Below are 15,933 nucleotides of genomic sequence, written 5' to 3' on the forward strand. Positions count from 1 at the left end.
AATAAAAAAAACAGCTACATAGCAGCTGTTTTTTTATTTCTTTAACTTTTCTAATTTTCCATTCGAACGAGCGCTATTTCTTTCTGCTACCATTACACTTCTTTTTTGATCGATATAATCAAGCAATGTTCTATACTCTTCCTCATATACTGATAATCGCTCCAAAAGACTCTCTCTCTCTGTTTGTAACGATTCAATTTGCTGTTGCAACACCATTAAAGAGTTTTCATCTTTATAATTTTGCAAGAAATCAATAACATCATTCAATGTAATTGACGTAGGCTCTACTACCTTTGTCTCTTTTACTTCATAATTTTCTACTTTACGTAGTTGCTTCGCTTCTTCAATACGTTCTTTGTATTGTTTTCTAACGTAAGAATTCCATCTAAAGCCACATGCTGCTGGTGTACGAGATAAATGTCTTCCCACTTCTTTAAAGGCAGATAATTGCGTTCCACCTTCTTGAATATGCCGGAGTACTACTTCTGCCAGAAGCAAATCTTCATCATCAGTCCAAGCATCTTGTCTTGTTGTCGCCATCTCTCTAGTCCTCCCTATGCATTTTTTATTAAGCATATGCAGTTACTAGAAAAGATAGAATACAACAAATAAAGAATAAGACAAAAAAAATAAACGTAGAAGATATCTTCTACGTTTATTTTCCCGCAATTACTTGCTGATTACTTCTTTACCTTTGTAAGTACCGCATGCTTTACATACACGGTGAGCTAATTTCGCTTCACCACAGCTTGGGCACTCTACCATACCAGGTACTGATAATTTGAAATGCGTACGACGCTTTCTTTTTACTGTTTTAGAAGTTCTTCTAAAAGGTACAGCCATTCTTCCCACCTCCTTAAAAGAAATAGTTATTTTCATATGAAGGCCTAAACCAGTCTTCCGATTATTTGTCAAAAAACTTTGCAAGTCCTGCTAATCGTGGATCAACAGTCTTTTCTTTGTTTTCTTCCGAAATCACTTGCCAGTCTTGACCTTGCATCGGTGCTCCACCAGAAACATCATCACTGAAAATTTGCATTGGAATCTCCAAAAGTATATTTTCCTTGATTACGGGCAGTAAGTCAAGTACTTCTCCTTCTAAACAATGAATTTCAGCTTCAGTTTCAAATTCTTCTTGTGAAGTTTGGAACACCTCAGTTGTTTTAATGTCAAATGGTAATGTCACATCTACTAAAGAGCGAGAACATGGTAAAACCATGCTTCCAGTTATATGTAGATGGAACGTAAACTTACCGGAGCCAAAATCAACTCTTCCTGTTACATGAGCAGGATTAATTTCACGAATATCTTTCTCGACCTCTTGTAGCTCACTTACATCTACCATCTCATCCAATGTCAATCCTTTATTTCTCAATTTATTCAATTGATGGATGGACCATTTCATATCATATCACCTCAAGGCAACAAACAAAATTATAGCTAGCCATTTTATATTTGTCAATGTTTTTTCTTTACACTATAATGAAGTCATCATAGTAAATAATATATAGAGTATCACGTTTTTGAAAAAGATGCTACATCGAAAGGAGAGATTACCATAAAAGCCAGTGGTATTGTTGTTGAATATAACCCTTTTCATAACGGTCATGATTATCATGTGCAACAAACAAAAAAGTTAACACACGCTGATATTACAATCGCTGTTATGAGTGGCCCTTTTTTACAGCGTGGTGAGCCAGCACTCATATCCAAATGGTATCGTACCAAAATGGCCTTATCATGCGGTGTAGACCTTGTTGTAGAGCTTCCATACGCCTTCTCAACACAAAAGGCTGAAACCTTTGCAAATGGCGCTATTTCTATTTTAAACGCCCTGCGTGTTTCTGAAATTTGTTTCGGTAGTGAAGATGGGGAGATTGAAAATTTTCATAACACCATCTCTGTGCAAAAAAATGAAGAAGATACTTTTAATCGTCTTGTAAAGCAATTTATGAATGCAGGTAACAGTTACGCAAAAGCTACATCTGAAGCCTTCCTACACATTTTACCATCCGAAAAAAACATAGACATGTCACAACCGAATAACATATTAGGATTCCAATACATGAAATCAATTTTCTTACAAAATAGTTCTATGCAAGCACAAACGATAAAAAGATTCGCATCTCATTATCATGATGAAACATTTAGCGACCAACATATTGCAAGCGCAACTAGTATTCGTAAACAACTTTTTAGCGAAAATAGTTCTTTTACAGAAATTGAGCCTTTCATCCCAAAAGCGACTGCTTCTCTTTTAGCAAGTTACAAACAAAACTACGGGATATTACATAATTGGGAACAATACTTTTCATTTTTCAAATACAAACTCATGACGATGTCTCCAGAAGACTTACGACTTATATATGAAATAGAAGAAGGTTTAGAGCATCGTATTTTATCAAAAATCCAAAACAGTTCCTCCTTCCATTCATTCATGGAAGCATTAAAAACGAAGCGCTATACATGGACTAGATTACAAAGAGCTTGTACACACATTTTAACAAATACAACAAAAGAAGAAATACATAGCGCAAATATAGAGCAGCATGCACCGTACATTCGTCTACTAGGCATGTCACAAAAAGGACAAACTTACCTTTCAAAAAACAAGAAAAAAATAGAACTTCCCATCCTTACCCATACAAAAACATTTGACCATCCTACTTTACATATAGAGCGAAAAGCCAATTCTGTATATTTCTCCATCATGCAAGAACCATTACGAACACAACTACTAAAACAAGATGCAACACACCATCCAATTCGTTACGATGAAACAACTGCAAAATTCCTATAAAAAACCTCTCTTTTTCAGAGAGGTTTATTTTTTCTCGCCCATTTTTTCCAAATACAGCAATGCATCATCCAGCGTATCAACTGGTACAACTTTCATTTTTGTTTTAATATCTTTCGCAGCCGCAAGCGCATCTTTATAATTCGATTTCTCCGCACCTTTTTCATTTGGCGCAAAGAACACTTCAGCACCAGCATCACTTGCAGCGACCACTTTTTGCTGAATACCACCAATCGGGCCAATTTCTCCCTTTTCATTTATCGTCCCTGTTCCAGCTATTTCATGCCCTCTTGTTAAATCATCTTCCACAAGTTGATTATATATTTCTAATGTAAACATTAGGCCTGCCGATGGTCCGCCTATTTCATGAGAATCAATTTTCACTTTCGGATCTACCACTAATTCTCTTTCAGTAACGATAGAAACCCCTATACCAACACGCCCATTACCATTCGGAATGGTCTTTACATTTAAATTTTCTTTTAACTGTTTTCCATTCCTCTTGTACTCAATATTTACTGCTTCCCCTTCTTTTTTTCCTGTCATATATTCAATAAATTGCTCCGTCTTTTCAAATATTTTTCCGTCGACAGCTATGATGACATCTCCAAGCTTAAGCTTTCCTTCTGACGGCATCCCTTTCGCTACTCCTGCAACCAATACACCTTTATTTTCAAAAGAAACAGTACGATTTGCACGTTTATATGCATTATAGATTGCTGCATTTTGCGAATCTTTCATCGCATAATTTTGGCGAAATTGATATTCTTCATCACTCTCACCTTTTTGCAATATTTCTTCCGCTTTCGAAATATGTGTGTATTTATTAAACTGTGCCGCTATTAAATTCACCACATTTGCTGGTCCCATTGAAACCGTAACAAGCATAAAATCACCGGATTCTTTCGTTCCACCTTCAACTTGAACGTAAGGCTCTAATTTGGCCGCCATTCCTGGTTTTGTTACATAATACGGTAAACGTACGTAAACAAGTAACATCGACAATATAACCCCTATTAAAATTGCATATATAAACCGAAAACGCTTAAACATTATGTTTCTCCTTCCACTGCTCAATTAATAAATAAATATTTGCAACATGTTTTTCCGCCTCTACTTCTCCAACTCGAATAATGTCTTCAATGTTTGTAAAAGCACGTGAACTAAATTGTTCTACAGCTGGTCGCATCATTAAATCCGATGCAATTTGTCGATTCATCACTAGCTCATGTTGCATAATTTCAATACTCTGCATAATTACATCATAAATAGATGTAACCTCTCCATTCACTTTAATCGGGGATACATCAACAGCAATAACAATATCAGCACCTAACTCTTTCACAACCGATACTGGAATGCGATCAATCACTCCGCCATCCACCAATAATCGTCCATCTATTTTTTCTGGTACAAACACTCCAGGTACAGATATGCTAGCTCTCACAGCCTCTGCAACAGGACCACTTGTAAAAACTACTTTTTCCCCCTTCAAGATGTCAGTAGCCACAACAGCCGTCGGGATATCTAACTCTTCTAAATTTTTATTATATGTAAACATTTTAATCATATCTTTGACACGTTTTCCAGCAATAAATCCCATTTTCGGAACTGTAAAATCTAAATAATATTTCCTCTTAAAAACATTTGCCAGTTTATACAACCTTTCAACGTTTGAGCTAGCTGCATAAAACGTACCTACTAAAGCCCCCATACTACTTCCTGCAATCATATGAATCGGTATACCATTTTCTCTTAAAACTTTTATAACACCAATATGTGCAAACCCTTTTGCGCCCCCAGATCCAAGAGCTAAACCAATTTTCGGTTCTTTCATTTTTCTCACCCTTTAATTTTTTTCATTCCTTTTTCATACTTATGGTCTAAATGCACTACGTATCCACGTATACTGAAATGAACGTTTTTTGGGACAAAGGGGGATTTACTTACATGTATGAAAAATGGAAAACGGCTTTTCTTACCATATCAACACTGTTTTTAACCTTTTCTCTTGTACTTCACCCCCAAGCTGCTTTGCAAGCTTCCATTCGAGGGTTAAATATATGGTGGGAAGTTGTATTCCCTTCACTTTTACCGTTTTTCATCATTGCGGAACTTCTAATTAGTATTGGTGTTGTAAAATTTATAGGTGTTATATTAGAACCACTCATGCGACCACTTTTTCGCGTTCCAGGGATAGGCGGATTTGTTTGGGCAATGGGAATGGCTTCAGGATTCCCTGCTGGCGCCAAATTAAGCGCTAGACTGCGTAAAAGTAATCAACTAACACAAATCGAAGCAGAACGCCTCGTATCTTTTACAAACTCATCTAATCCACTTTTTATTTTTGGAGCTGTTTCTATCGGTTTTTTCAATAATCCGAAATTAGGAATCGTATTAGCTGCTGCACATTATTTAAGTAACTTTGCCGTCGGGTTATTGATGCGTTTTTACGGCAATAACAATATTTCCACGAAGTATCAACATCCTACTAAAAAACGTCCTTTTCAAAACCCTTTTTCAGTCCTACACGAGACGCGCATGCAAGAAAAAAGACCATTAGGAAAATTACTTGGGGACGCTATCGTTTCTTCTATTCAAACGTTACTTATGATTGGTGGATTTATTATTTTATTCTCTGTTTTAAATAAAATGATTACTGTATTTCATATTACAGCAGCACTTTCTTTTATTATGCAACATATTTTATCATTCTTCCAACTAACTACAGAATTTAGTATTCCAATCTTATCAGGGATTTTTGAAATGACACTCGGTAGCCAAATGATTAGTCAAATAAATGAAACACCCCTCCTGCAGCAAGCTATGGTAACAAGCTTTATTTTAGCGTTTAGCGGCCTTTCTATTCAGGCACAAGTTGCTAGCATATTAGCTGAAACAGACATCCGATTTAAGCCCTATTTTTTCGCACGAATTATCCAAAGTATTCTGGCTCCTATTTTTACTTTTATATTTTGGAAACCATTTTATGAAAAAGTAAGCTCTTTTTCACCTATGCAAAAAGATATCCCCGTATTTTTATCGAATCATTCTTCTATACTGCAAGAAATTTGGACATCTTTTGTACACTATGGACCGATCTTTACTTTATTTTGTTTATATGTATATGTTATCTTATTATTTTTTCGTAGCAACAAAGAAAAACCCCGTTCACTTTAACGGGGTTTGAAACTTTTCTTTTAAAGCACGTTCTACAACAGGAGGTACAAGATCTACTACGCTTCCTCCATATCTCGCAACTTCTTTTACAATGCTCGAGCTTAAAAATGAATATTGGTTATTTGTCATAATAAAAAAGGTTTCAATATTTTCATCTAATTTTCGATTCATAGAAGTAATTTGCATCTCATATTCAAAATCAGAAACCGCTCGTAACCCACGCAAAATCGCGTTTGCATTACGCATTTTCGCATACTCCACTAATAGTCCACTATGTGAATCTACTTTTACATTCGGGATATCCTTTGTTGCTTCTCGAATTAAATCTAAGCGCTCTTCAACTGAAAAGAACGGTTTTTTTGACGAGTTGTTTAAAACTACTACGTATACCTCATCAAATACTTTTGCTCCCCTTTTAATAATATCCAGATGCCCAAGGGTAATTGGATCAAAACTTCCCGAAGAAATAGCTATACTAGTCATTCCGTCCCCTCACCTTCATACTTATAAATCGATATTGCTGTAACCCCATAATTTTCAGCTCTTACTTTTACAAGACTCCCTATAGAATCAGGTAAAACCACATCATTACCATGCTCTGACATAATTAATCCATCTCTATGTAGCAATCCATGTTGATCCATCACACTAATTAAAGATACAATTTTTTGATCTTTATATGGAGGATCAATTAATATAAGATCGAATGATATTTCACGTTTTATAAGAGCCTTTACCGCACGTTCTGCATCATTTCGATATACTTCAGCTTGTTCCTGTATTCGACAACTTTCTAAATTTTGATGGATTACTTTTATCGCTTTATTATCTCGATCAACAAAAATTGCTTTATCAATCCCTCTACTTATAGCCTCGATTCCAAGACCACCACTACCGCCAAATAAATCAAGAGCGATACCACCATCAAAATAAGGACCTATCATATTAAATATTGATTCTTTTACTTTATCTGTCGTTGGACGTGTTGTATTACCTGGCACCGCTTTTAGTGGATGCCCTTTACATTTTCCTGAAACTACTCTCATCTGTTGTCACTACCTTTATTTCAATCTATCGAGCAATTATAGAAAACCTTTCTCCATTCGGTAACCGCTACCAAACTATACTATTCCATGAAATTTTCCATTCATTTCTCAATGAACAATAGGAGAACTTTGGCTTAAAATAACCGCTCTGCATTTTTATGTATTCATCTCACCATGCGCTAACACGAACCCATTATGTATATTCGTTTCACTTTATCTTTTTTATCCTATCATAAAATAAAAAAAAGAAAAATAAAAAGCCAAACATAAAATTTAATTTCATGATGTATATCTTCATTTAGATTGGACATAAATAATTATAACAACATCACCTTCGATGTTGTTGCCAACCGCGGAGAAGACTTACGTTTCCCCATAAGTTCTTCCTCCGGTTTCTCCTCTCCCTTTTCCTTCTTACTAGTACATGCTAGTATAAGAAGGGCCCTGCTTTGCAGGGTTTTTTTTCTTTGTCTACTTTTCATTTAAAAAGTGAGATGGTACAGTAAAAGAAAGAGGAGGAAAAAATATGATTCAACGCTTTATAGAACTCGGAGAAGGCTACTCTGATTTATATGAATTACTTGAAATTGCCAAAGCAAATCAAGAACGTATAACACATATGTTACAATTTGAAACGATTAAAAATGAAAAAAAAGTGTGCTCACTTGTTGTAATATTAAAACCAACTACTACTGGTGATTTCCAACCATTATACATATGTCGTGAAGGCATTCCTGTACTTGAAAATAAAAAAAGTAAACGCGTCATTTTATTTGAAGAAACGGCAGAACAACTAGGAAGAAAAGTGACTACCTTTACGGTAAAACCATCCACAACTTTCCCAGAAAAAGAACTGTTTTTCAATCATTTAATTGGTATTTTACGAATGAATAATTTCATTCCTCCAATGAAATAAATTGTTATTTCAAGTAAAAAAATCCCCTGCTAAAATTTGCAGGGGATTTTTTCTATTAGCTATAATCGTATTCTTTTGCCCGATCAGGACGTGAATTTTCAAATTCCGTTTTTAAATACGGGCGGTACGACTGTTCTATCTTCTTCACAAAAGGAAGCTTGTTCAACTTTTGCATCATATGCTCAATTTGTTCCATATCACAATATACTACTGCGTATTTTAAGCGTTTTGATATGTAATGTATGTTACCATATTTCCTTAAAATCTTGGCATGTTTCAATGAATGTAAATAAACAATCATACTTTGTCGTTGCCCGAACATAATCTTCTCCATCTTCTCCTTTTAAAAGCATATATTTTATATTTTATGAAAACCAATCAGAAATTTATGACATTACAGGACAAACTCTGTATACGTTTTCTTCTATCTTCTAAAAAACGGGGTAATTTACCCCGTTTTACAGCCACAACCTCCGCCGGTACCACAACCGCCACCACAGCCACCAGCATCAAAAAATGGATTTCCTGTTGGAACTTTGATGGAAGAAGACACCTCAGAACCGATTGCTACACTAACTTCATCTAACAACTTTTGCAAAGCTGTTTCTACTCGTTTAAAAGCTGCAACCTTATCATGTAAGTCTACAGAACGCTTTAACTCCCTCATCTTCGTCGAAACGAAAGTATAATCAGGATGGTATTTACCGAAACGTTGCACTTCTTCATATCGTTCTTTCATCGCTGTAAATTGCTGAATTAACGTCTGAACTTCCATATCTTCATGCAATTCTTTATAACACTTACGATAGTCTTCTGCTATATCTGAACAGATAATCGCTTTTGCAAGCTGCTCTGCCTTATCTAATATCAATACGCTTTCCAGCGTCGCTACAATCATGAGAGACACCTCCGAGTATTCATCATACCACATTTAGAATAGAACTACTAATTGAAGTGTCTCACTAAACAGAAAGATATCACTCTAACTATTTTCCATATAATTCTAGCACATACTTATACATTAATATGTTCCGCAATATTATATTTCAGAACATCCCATTTCCCACTATTTTCTTTCACATAACTAATACATGCATTTTTTAATGGTGTCTTAAACGAAATATCTTCCGGTGCAATTGCATGTAAAATTGCTTTTATCGCATGTGAATGAGCTACAATGATAATACGTTTGCCAGAATAAGTTTCTGCAACATCTTTTACAGCAGCAAAGCAACGAGTTACAATCTCTTCATCTTGCTCCATACCTTCTACTTTACCTTCTGCAATTAGCTCCCTAACAGTCGCAACCGGCTTCCCAGAAGCTTCACCAAAATTACGTTCAACAAATCGCTCATCTAATAAAATCGATTGCAATCCTGTAGCCCCTGCAATTTCCTTAGCTGTTTCGTGCGCTCTAATTAATGGGCTACTTATAATTACATCCCATGCTTCCGCTTGCAAAGCAACTGCACTTTGACTTGCTTGCTTCTTTCCCACTTCATTAAGTGGAATATCTTCACGTCCTTGAATAATCTCTTGAAAATTCCAATCAGTTTGTCCATGTCGTACTAAACAAATTTCCGTCATGCTCATGCTGCAACTCCTTTTTAAATAATCCGCTTCTATTGTATCAAAAGTTCTGCATGACGGACATAGTTTTCCCTTCCAATTATGTTGTATTTTGTTGCTTCATATACTGAAACATATCGATCATAATGGAGGCAACTGCCAATTGGTTTTGAAATTTCTCAACTTTATCTGGTATCGTTTTTTTGAAATGCTGCATAGCTGCTAACTCAAAAGCCTCTTTCTCTTCAGGATTTCGCGTTAGTTTTCTATACCAGTACGGTTGCTCCCTAATATAGCGAGATAAATCCTCATCAGCCCTTATAAACTCCATAATTTCTGCTCTCATCCTCTTTCCCCCTAATCCTTCTGAAAGAAAAATGGATTATTTTCGGAAGTACTCTCTTCTTGCCGCGCGGGCTTCCCTTGAAATTGTTGAAAAACTTGTTGCACACTACCAATGGCACTCGTCACATTGGCTAAATGGTGTTGCATTTGTTCTACATCTAGCTTTTTAAAGAAAGAAAGCATTTGTCCCATCACATCTGCTGTTTTCTCCTCTTCAGTTCGATTATCTTTTTCTTTTTCTTGTTTATTTTCTTTTACCGAAGAAAAAGCAGGCGCTCCATCAGGTCTAAAAGTTGCCCATATCGGATCTTCTTCACCAAGTAAGTACCATTCTTCATAAAACTGTTGCCAAGTTTTGTGACCACTTCGAACCTCATGAACCATTTTAGGGTGATGGTTTACAAACTCTTTAAACTGTTGAACCGATGGATGTAACGGTCCTTTTGTTGTTGGCATAATCCTCACCTCTTCATGTATATCTACTATATAATAAGAAAAAAAAGGCACATGGTTCGCCTATTTTCAGACGATTCATGCACCTTTTTATCCTGCTATTTGCATACGGTAAGATTCCGATCTACACTTCAGTGAATACGAAGTACTTAAACGTGAGGTGTCCCCTACACAACTTAAAATTCCACTTTATTTCCGAATAAAGTTTTGTGTATAAAACTTATCGTATACCCCAACACCTAATCCTGTAAATTGTTCATTTAATACATTTTTTCTATGCCCTTCACTATTTAACCAACCTTGCACCGCCGCAATTCCATCACTATGTTGCGCCGCTATGTTCTCACCAGCAAGTTGAAACCCTACTTTCCCGCGCTGTAAACGATCTCCTAACGTACCTAATGTAGGTGAATCGTGTGAAAAGTAATTATTATCCTTCATATCTTTACTATGCCCTATAGCCACATCTGCTGTTTGTTGATCCCAAGCTAACAGCGGTAACTTATGGCGACTTCGAATAATATTTGTTAAATCAAAAATTTGTTGCATATTCCCATTCTCTATTTGTTTCATTTTATCTGGAGTCAATGGTTGTTCAGCTAGTAATTCACCCGAATAAACAAGCTGATACGGTCTTTGGCGTAATAACGTTTCATCATCCATATAACGAACACCAACAAGCTCATGTGTAAAATGATCAAAATATAATTGTGCCCAGCCATCTTCTACAGGTATTAATGGTTGTTCCATCACTTCCGTGTCAGATAACTCAAATTGATAACTATGTTTCCCTCTTTTTAACGAAATCTCATGCGAGAGTGGATTCTTTTTATACACTTCTTCATACTTTTCATTTATATAATAAGGCGGCACCTTAACTTGCTCACCAGCAACATACGCCGTTACAACTTTTCGTTCCGCAACCCCAAATTGCACATACTGAGTTAAATCTTGATTGTATACCCACCATTCATATCCGTAAGCAGATGGCTCTATTCGAGATGGTTCGCCCCATTTTGCTAATAAATTTTCAGAGTCCCCACCAATCATATTTAAAACCGTATTTGAAGAGTCTTCATTTACTTGTTTTTTCTTTTTCACAATTTTATTTTCTTGCTTTGATTGAGATGGGGTTAATATATATTGTGAAACGAGTAATTTCCCGTATAAGTCCACAGCTAAAATTAAAAATGTAATCATTACGATACGCAATAATTTCTTCAATCGATATACCTCCTGCACAAAACATAAAATTGAGATATACACAAATCCTTTTCTTTCCTTTTTTGTGTGTACCGTACTCTTTTCACTATATCATATTTTCGCAAAAAAAGTCTGGATTATCCCTTTTCTCTCAATATGAATTGCACTTTCTTATTATTCATACTATTATAAAAATAATGATGTAACATGAAAAGAGGAGGTATTATATGCAATTTACAAATACGAAATTTAATGGGGCAGTCGTTGATTTAACACTATTAACAGAGATTATGGAAAAGAACCATTTTGTACTTGCTGGACAGTGGGATTATGAACGAGTTACATACGATTATAAATTTGAAATATTAAATGATATTTATTATTTGCGCGTACTAGGTTTGGCTGTTGAAGGTGATGTTGGTAGCAGACACGCTGAAATCAAGCTACTTCCTCCCTTATTAGGAAAACATTATTATCCTCACGGCGTTGAATATGGTGATGGTGAAACTTTCCCAACGAATGTACTTCAAAAAAGCGAACAACTCCTACAAAATATCGAAAAAGAGTTAAAAGAATTCCAAATCATTGAATAAAATAAAAGTGAGTGCATCATATTGATGCACTCACTTTTATTTCGTTTGTAAATACGGCGGCAATTGTTGCAACTGCTCTTTATCCTTTTCACGCTCTCGACGCGCCCATCGAAAGAATACATAGCCTATAATTGTGCCATACACTATTTCCTGGACAATTTTCATAATGATGCCACCTGTTTGTTGGTCTTGTACGACTGGCATCCAGTGTAAAAATTCTGGTCCCGTTATATTTAAATCTGATAAAGTTCCCGCCGGTACACAAAGTTCCATCGCCTTCATCCAAGCAGCCGGATCCGTATAGGTTGCAAATAACGGTGCAGTTGCAAAAATGATTAACGCACAAGCTGGCGTTAATAATATACCGTTAGCAAACATATAACCAAGTTTCTTTATATCACTTAACGTTTGATATTCTGGTAATGGATTTAGCATCGGCCACCACATCATGATTGCCGTAAAGAACAATATAGCGAGACAAATAGGATGAGCAATTTGACTTTGTTTTACTGTGTCAAAAACAACTGGTAAATGATAAAAAGAAAACAGGCCATTAAATACAAACAATGCAATAAGTGGTTTAGCAAATATCTTTAATATAATTTGAACGAACTTAAAAGAAGTAATATAACGATATAACCAATCTGGTATACCAAGCAACAATAACGGTGGAACTGCAATATACATAACTGCCATCTCAAACATATGTGCACTAAATATAATATGACCAATTAAATCAATAGGCCCTCCCTTTACAAAATACAAAAGAACAATCCCGGTCGTAAAATAAAAAATTTGCTTCTTACTTACCTTCGTCGCATTTTCAAATCGCATTCTATATGGCCCAATAATTAAAAAGTACCCAATAAGAATCGAAAGCATAAATAATAAAAAGATTGGACTCCATAGAGCTTGAAAACCAAATATCCACAAGTTACTCATTGTTACACCTACCTTCTTAAGGTTATCCTTTCACATAATAAGAAGAGGGAGCTGTGACAACACAAGCTCCCTTATTTTTCACTTTTCAAATCCACACAATTGTCATAAAAGCTAAAATTGTAATTAACCCGATTAACAGACCAGAATAAAGAAAGAAACTTGCCGCTTCATGTCCTTTATGACTCATATGCATAAAATAATACAATTGAAAAATTACTTGTACCACTGCTAATAGTAAAATAAATGGTACTGAGAAAGTCGGACTAAAAGTTTTCGGATATGCTACTGCTACAAATGCAACAAATGTTAAAAAAATCATTAATGCAAACGTAATAACTTGATGCTTCATTTCCTCCGCACTTTTTCTCTTCCGATAAACAAGATCAACTTTAGGATTATTCGTTTGCTTTATCGCCATTGTTTATCCCACCATTCCCATTAAATATACTACAGTGAAAATAAACACCCAAACTACGTCAATAAAGTGCCAATAAATCGATGCAACATAAAACTTCGGTGCATTGTATAAATTTAGACCTCTCTTCGCATTTCTAAAGATTAATGTTAAAATCCAACACAATCCAAACAATACGTGTAGTCCATGCGTACCAACAAGAGCATAAAACGCGGAACCAAACGCACTACTTCTCATAGTATGCTTAAATTCATGCGTATAATGATAAAACTCATATATCTCAAACCCTAAAAATCCTAAACCTAGCAACACTGTTACTAATAGCCAAAGTTGCATTTTCTTAAAGTTAAAGTTTTTCATATGATACATCGCATATACGCTCGTTAAGCTACTCGTTAATAAAAGCATCGTCATAATGAAAACGAGTGGCATTTGGAACATCTCTTGAGATGTTGGTCCACCATTTGTAGAATTCTTTAACGCTAAATATGTGCCAAACAAGGAAGCGAACAATACTGTTTCGCCTCCAAGAAATAACCAAAAACCGACAAACTTATTTTTTCCCTCAAGGGTTGCTTTTTCAGGCTCTGCTGGAAATGTTTCATTCGTTAATTTTTCATCTACATGCATTATGCCTTGCCCCCCTTATCTTCTAAATCTTCCTTATGAATATGATATCCATGATCATCGATCACTGAACGTAGTAACATTGTACCGAATGTAATGATTAAACCAATAATTGCTACTAATAACCAAAACTTATCTTTTCCACCCTGCATATACATTGCACCGAATGCAGCTATAAACAATCCTAAAGAAATGATAAATGGTGAAAACGATGGATTTGGCATATGAATATCATCAACTGGTTCCGCCGCTGTCATCTCTTTATTCCCTTCGCGTTTTTCAATCCAAAACGGATCTAATCCGCGAACAAATGGTAATTGTTTAAAGTTATATTCCGGTGTAGGTGCTGGCATTGTCCATTCTAATGTACGTGCATCCCATGGATCACGACCAGCCTTTTCTTTTGATACTGTTGTTTTGATTACATTGAATAGAAGAACAATCGTTCCAAGAGCCATAAATACCGCTCCAATAGAACTAATCATATTCCCCATTTCCAACCCTTGACCTTCAAGATATGTGTAGTAACGACGCGGCATACCAATCAATCCAAGGAAATGCTGAATGAAGAACGTTAAATGGAAACCGATAAAGAATAGCCAAAATGTTATCTTTCCTAACGTTTCATTCAATACTTTATTAAACATCAGTGGCCAATAATAATGAGCTCCTGCAAGTAAACCAAATACAACACCGCCGACGATTACATAATGAAAGTGCGCTACTACGAAATAGTTGTCATGAAATTGATAATCAGCAGGCGCAGATGCTAGCATAACACCTGTAACTCCTCCCATTACGAATGATGGAATGAAAGCTACTGCCCACATCATCGGTGTCGTAAAACGAATACTTCCGCCCCACATCGTAAAGAGCCAGTTGAATATTTTAATACCGGTCGGAACCGCAATCGCCATTGTTGCAACTGAGAAAATAGCATTTGCAACTGGACCAAGTCCAACAGTAAACATATGATGCGCCCATACCATAAATCCTAAGAATCCAATTAATACTGTCGCGAACACCATCGACGAATAACCAAATAATCGTTTTTTCGAAAATGTCGCGAAGATTTCCGAGAATATTCCGAAAGCTGGGAGTATAAGAATGTATACTTCTGGATGACCGAAAATCCAGAATAAATGCTCCCATATAATCGTATTCCCGCCCAATGCTGGATTAAAGAAACTTGTTCCAAATAAACGATCTAACATTAAAAGTCCTAATCCTACAGTTAATGGCGGAAAAGCGAATAATATTAGCGAAGATGTTACAAATGTCGTCCATGTAAACATCGGCATACGCATATACGTCATTCCTGGCGCACGCATATTAATAATGGTTACAAGGAAGTTAATACCTCCAATTAATGTACCAATACCGGAGATTTGCAAGCCGAGTACATAAAAATCAACACCATGGCCTTTAGAGGCTAAAGCTAAAGATGCATAAGATGTCCAGCCTGCATCAGGTGCTCCACCTAAAAACCAACTTAAATTTAAAAATACTCCACCAAAGAAAAATAACCAAAATCCGAGTGAATTCAAAAACGGGAACGCTACATCACGTGCACCAATTTGAAGTGGTACAGCGGCGTTCATAAATGCAAACACGAGTGGCATAGCTGCGAGGAAAATCATTGTTGTACCGTGCATCGTTAATACTTGATTATAAGCATCCCCAACAAGAAAAGCGTTGTTAGGAATCGCTAATTGAAGGCGAATAAATAGAGCTTCTATTCCGCCTATTATAAAAAACAATCCACCTGCAATTAAATAGAGAATGGCAATCTTTTTATGGTCTACTGTCGTTAAATAATCCCATATGACAGCACCCATCCCCTGTTT

General features: G+C 35.9%; 21 protein-coding genes. 4 read left to right on the forward strand and 17 right to left on the reverse strand.

Annotated elements, in window-relative coordinates; translation table 11 throughout:
• Positions 1-33: 33 nt before the first annotated feature.
• From MKX31_RS17540 to MKX31_RS17550, 3 genes are all read right to left on the reverse strand, one after another.
• Positions 34-540 carry an RsfA family transcriptional regulator gene (locus MKX31_RS17540; protein ID WP_060488408.1) on the reverse strand — a complete coding sequence of 169 codons (507 nt, stop codon included), beginning with the start codon at positions 538-540 and terminating at the stop codon, positions 34-36.
• Between the two features lie 129 nt (positions 541-669).
• The gene (gene rpmF, locus MKX31_RS17545) at positions 670-843 is read right to left on the reverse strand and encodes a 50S ribosomal protein L32 (RefSeq protein ID WP_001984764.1); all 174 of its coding nucleotides are present in this window, start codon (positions 841-843) and stop codon (positions 670-672) included.
• Between the two features lie 61 nt (positions 844-904).
• Positions 905-1,405, reverse strand: coding sequence for a YceD family protein (locus tag MKX31_RS17550; RefSeq protein ID WP_000872150.1), 501 nt, complete (start codon positions 1,403-1,405; stop codon positions 905-907).
• Positions 1,406-1,558: 153 nt separating this feature from the next.
• Here MKX31_RS17550 and MKX31_RS17555 point away from each other — a divergent pair, with 153 nt between their 5' ends.
• Positions 1,559-2,800 (forward strand): nucleotidyltransferase, encoded by a 1,242-nt coding sequence (locus tag MKX31_RS17555; RefSeq protein ID WP_367627525.1) that lies wholly within the window; start codon positions 1,559-1,561, stop codon positions 2,798-2,800.
• Between the two features lie 24 nt (positions 2,801-2,824).
• On the opposite strand, the gene MKX31_RS17560 is transcribed toward MKX31_RS17555, so the two are convergent.
• The gene (locus MKX31_RS17560; protein WP_098110658.1) at positions 2,825-3,850 is read right to left on the reverse strand and encodes a SepM family pheromone-processing serine protease; all 1,026 of its coding nucleotides are present in this window, start codon (positions 3,848-3,850) and stop codon (positions 2,825-2,827) included.
• On the reverse strand, positions 3,843-4,634 hold the full coding sequence (locus tag MKX31_RS17565) for a patatin-like phospholipase family protein (protein ID WP_000662602.1): 792 nt from the start codon (positions 4,632-4,634) through the stop codon (positions 3,843-3,845). The genes MKX31_RS17560 and MKX31_RS17565 overlap by 8 nt, the downstream gene beginning before the upstream one ends.
• A 113-nt stretch (positions 4,635-4,747) precedes the next feature.
• On the opposite strand from MKX31_RS17565, the gene ylbJ reads away from it, so the two are divergent.
• Positions 4,748-5,977, forward strand: coding sequence for a sporulation integral membrane protein YlbJ (gene ylbJ, locus MKX31_RS17570; RefSeq protein WP_064474961.1), 1,230 nt, complete (start codon positions 4,748-4,750; stop codon positions 5,975-5,977).
• Here ylbJ and coaD read toward each other — a convergent pair.
• Both coaD and rsmD read right to left on the reverse strand, forming a co-directional pair.
• Complete coding sequence (gene coaD / locus MKX31_RS17575) at positions 5,969-6,460, reverse strand: pantetheine-phosphate adenylyltransferase (protein WP_000200598.1); 492 nt, start codon at positions 6,458-6,460, stop codon at positions 5,969-5,971. The two genes, ylbJ and coaD, sit on opposite strands and share 9 nt — an antisense overlap.
• Complete coding sequence (gene rsmD, locus MKX31_RS17580) at positions 6,457-7,023, reverse strand: 16S rRNA (guanine(966)-N(2))-methyltransferase RsmD (protein ID WP_064474960.1); 567 nt, start codon at positions 7,021-7,023, stop codon at positions 6,457-6,459. The genes coaD and rsmD overlap by 4 nt, the downstream gene beginning before the upstream one ends.
• A gap of 526 nt (positions 7,024-7,549) precedes the next feature.
• Here rsmD and MKX31_RS17585 point away from each other — a divergent pair.
• Positions 7,550-7,939, forward strand: a complete 390-nt coding sequence (locus tag MKX31_RS17585) for a DUF7147 family protein (RefSeq protein WP_000616012.1) — start codon at positions 7,550-7,552, stop codon at positions 7,937-7,939.
• 55 nt (positions 7,940-7,994) lie between these two features.
• On the opposite strand, the gene MKX31_RS17590 is transcribed toward MKX31_RS17585, so the two are convergent.
• The 6 genes from MKX31_RS17590 to MKX31_RS17615 form a co-directional block, all read right to left on the reverse strand.
• Positions 7,995-8,261 (reverse strand): YlbG family protein, encoded by a 267-nt coding sequence (locus tag MKX31_RS17590; protein WP_002080814.1) that lies wholly within the window; start codon positions 8,259-8,261, stop codon positions 7,995-7,997.
• Between the two features lie 126 nt (positions 8,262-8,387).
• A complete protein-coding gene (locus tag MKX31_RS17595) occupies positions 8,388-8,837 on the reverse strand; it encodes a YlbF family regulator (protein ID WP_000634355.1) in 450 nt (149 codons plus the stop codon).
• Positions 8,838-8,953: 116 nt separating this feature from the next.
• Positions 8,954-9,526, reverse strand: a complete 573-nt coding sequence (locus tag MKX31_RS17600; protein ID WP_064475089.1) for a histidine phosphatase family protein — start codon at positions 9,524-9,526, stop codon at positions 8,954-8,956.
• Between the two features lie 82 nt (positions 9,527-9,608).
• The gene (locus tag MKX31_RS17605; RefSeq protein WP_064474958.1) at positions 9,609-9,854 is read right to left on the reverse strand and encodes a YlbE-like family protein; all 246 of its coding nucleotides are present in this window, start codon (positions 9,852-9,854) and stop codon (positions 9,609-9,611) included.
• Positions 9,855-9,865: 11 nt separating this feature from the next.
• Entirely contained in the window at positions 9,866-10,309 is a 444-nt protein-coding gene (locus MKX31_RS17610; protein ID WP_001143336.1) for a YlbD family protein, read from the reverse strand.
• 186 nt (positions 10,310-10,495) lie between these two features.
• Positions 10,496-11,530, reverse strand: a complete 1,035-nt coding sequence (locus MKX31_RS17615) for a CAP domain-containing protein (RefSeq protein WP_064474956.1) — start codon at positions 11,528-11,530, stop codon at positions 10,496-10,498.
• Positions 11,531-11,736: 206 nt separating this feature from the next.
• Between MKX31_RS17615 and MKX31_RS17620 the strand changes: the two genes are divergently transcribed.
• The gene (locus MKX31_RS17620) at positions 11,737-12,102 is read left to right on the forward strand and encodes a YugN family protein (RefSeq protein ID WP_064474955.1); all 366 of its coding nucleotides are present in this window, start codon (positions 11,737-11,739) and stop codon (positions 12,100-12,102) included.
• A 36-nt stretch (positions 12,103-12,138) separates the two neighbouring features.
• On the opposite strand, the gene ctaG is transcribed toward MKX31_RS17620, so the two are convergent.
• The 4 genes from ctaG to ctaD all read right to left on the reverse strand — a co-directional run bounded on the left by ctaG (position 12,139) and on the right by ctaD (position 15,924).
• Positions 12,139-13,044 (reverse strand): cytochrome c oxidase assembly factor CtaG, encoded by a 906-nt coding sequence (ctaG, locus tag MKX31_RS17625; RefSeq protein ID WP_048563213.1) that lies wholly within the window; start codon positions 13,042-13,044, stop codon positions 12,139-12,141.
• 85 nt (positions 13,045-13,129) lie between these two features.
• Positions 13,130-13,462, reverse strand: coding sequence for a cytochrome c oxidase subunit IVB (gene ctaF / locus MKX31_RS17630; RefSeq protein ID WP_048563214.1), 333 nt, complete (start codon positions 13,460-13,462; stop codon positions 13,130-13,132).
• Positions 13,463-13,465: 3 nt separating this feature from the next.
• On the reverse strand, positions 13,466-14,089 hold the full coding sequence (ctaE, locus tag MKX31_RS17635; protein ID WP_000557861.1) for a cytochrome c oxidase subunit III: 624 nt from the start codon (positions 14,087-14,089) through the stop codon (positions 13,466-13,468).
• A complete protein-coding gene (gene ctaD, locus MKX31_RS17640; RefSeq protein ID WP_340981567.1) occupies positions 14,089-15,924 on the reverse strand; it encodes a cytochrome c oxidase subunit I in 1,836 nt (611 codons plus the stop codon). Before ctaD ends, ctaE begins: the two co-directional genes overlap by 1 nt.
• Positions 15,925-15,933: the final 9 nt, after the last annotated feature.

The sequence above is a fragment of the Bacillus sp. FSL M8-0063 genome (assembly GCF_038005545.1).
Lineage (GTDB): Bacteria > Bacillota > Bacilli > Bacillales > Bacillaceae_G > Bacillus_A > Bacillus_A wiedmannii.

Excerpts from the sequence above, each read along its gene's own strand:
- MKX31_RS17540 (WP_060488408.1), bottom strand. The coding sequence starts at position 540 with ATGGCGACAACAAGACAAGATGCTTGGACTGATGATGAAGATTTGCTT.
- rpmF (WP_001984764.1), bottom strand. The coding sequence starts at position 843 with ATGGCTGTACCTTTTAGAAGAACTTCTAAAACAGTAAAAAGAAAGCGT.
- MKX31_RS17550 (WP_000872150.1), bottom strand. The coding sequence starts at position 1,405 with ATGAAATGGTCCATCCATCAATTGAATAAATTGAGAAATAAAGGATTG.
- MKX31_RS17560 (WP_098110658.1), bottom strand. The coding sequence starts at position 3,850 with ATGTTTAAGCGTTTTCGGTTTATATATGCAATTTTAATAGGGGTTATA.
- MKX31_RS17565 (WP_000662602.1), bottom strand. The coding sequence starts at position 4,634 with ATGAAAGAACCGAAAATTGGTTTAGCTCTTGGATCTGGGGGCGCAAAA.
- ylbJ (WP_064474961.1), top strand. The coding sequence starts at position 4,748 with ATGTATGAAAAATGGAAAACGGCTTTTCTTACCATATCAACACTGTTT.
- coaD (WP_000200598.1), bottom strand. The coding sequence starts at position 6,460 with ATGACTAGTATAGCTATTTCTTCGGGAAGTTTTGATCCAATTACCCTT.
- rsmD (WP_064474960.1), bottom strand. The coding sequence starts at position 7,023 with ATGAGAGTAGTTTCAGGAAAATGTAAAGGGCATCCACTAAAAGCGGTG.
- MKX31_RS17585 (WP_000616012.1), top strand. The coding sequence starts at position 7,550 with ATGATTCAACGCTTTATAGAACTCGGAGAAGGCTACTCTGATTTATAT.
- MKX31_RS17590 (WP_002080814.1), bottom strand. The coding sequence starts at position 8,261 with ATGTTCGGGCAACGACAAAGTATGATTGTTTATTTACATTCATTGAAA.
- MKX31_RS17595 (WP_000634355.1), bottom strand. The coding sequence starts at position 8,837 with ATGATTGTAGCGACGCTGGAAAGCGTATTGATATTAGATAAGGCAGAG.
- MKX31_RS17600 (WP_064475089.1), bottom strand. The coding sequence starts at position 9,526 with ATGACGGAAATTTGTTTAGTACGACATGGACAAACTGATTGGAATTTT.
- MKX31_RS17605 (WP_064474958.1), bottom strand. The coding sequence starts at position 9,854 with ATGAGAGCAGAAATTATGGAGTTTATAAGGGCTGATGAGGATTTATCT.
- MKX31_RS17610 (WP_001143336.1), bottom strand. The coding sequence starts at position 10,309 with ATGCCAACAACAAAAGGACCGTTACATCCATCGGTTCAACAGTTTAAA.
- MKX31_RS17620 (WP_064474955.1), top strand. The coding sequence starts at position 11,737 with ATGCAATTTACAAATACGAAATTTAATGGGGCAGTCGTTGATTTAACA.
- ctaG (WP_048563213.1), bottom strand. The coding sequence starts at position 13,044 with ATGAGTAACTTGTGGATATTTGGTTTTCAAGCTCTATGGAGTCCAATC.
- ctaF (WP_048563214.1), bottom strand. The coding sequence starts at position 13,462 with ATGGCGATAAAGCAAACGAATAATCCTAAAGTTGATCTTGTTTATCGG.
- ctaE (WP_000557861.1), bottom strand. The coding sequence starts at position 14,089 with ATGCATGTAGATGAAAAATTAACGAATGAAACATTTCCAGCAGAGCCT.
- ctaD (WP_340981567.1), bottom strand. The coding sequence starts at position 15,924 with ATGGGTGCTGTCATATGGGATTATTTAACGACAGTAGACCATAAAAAG.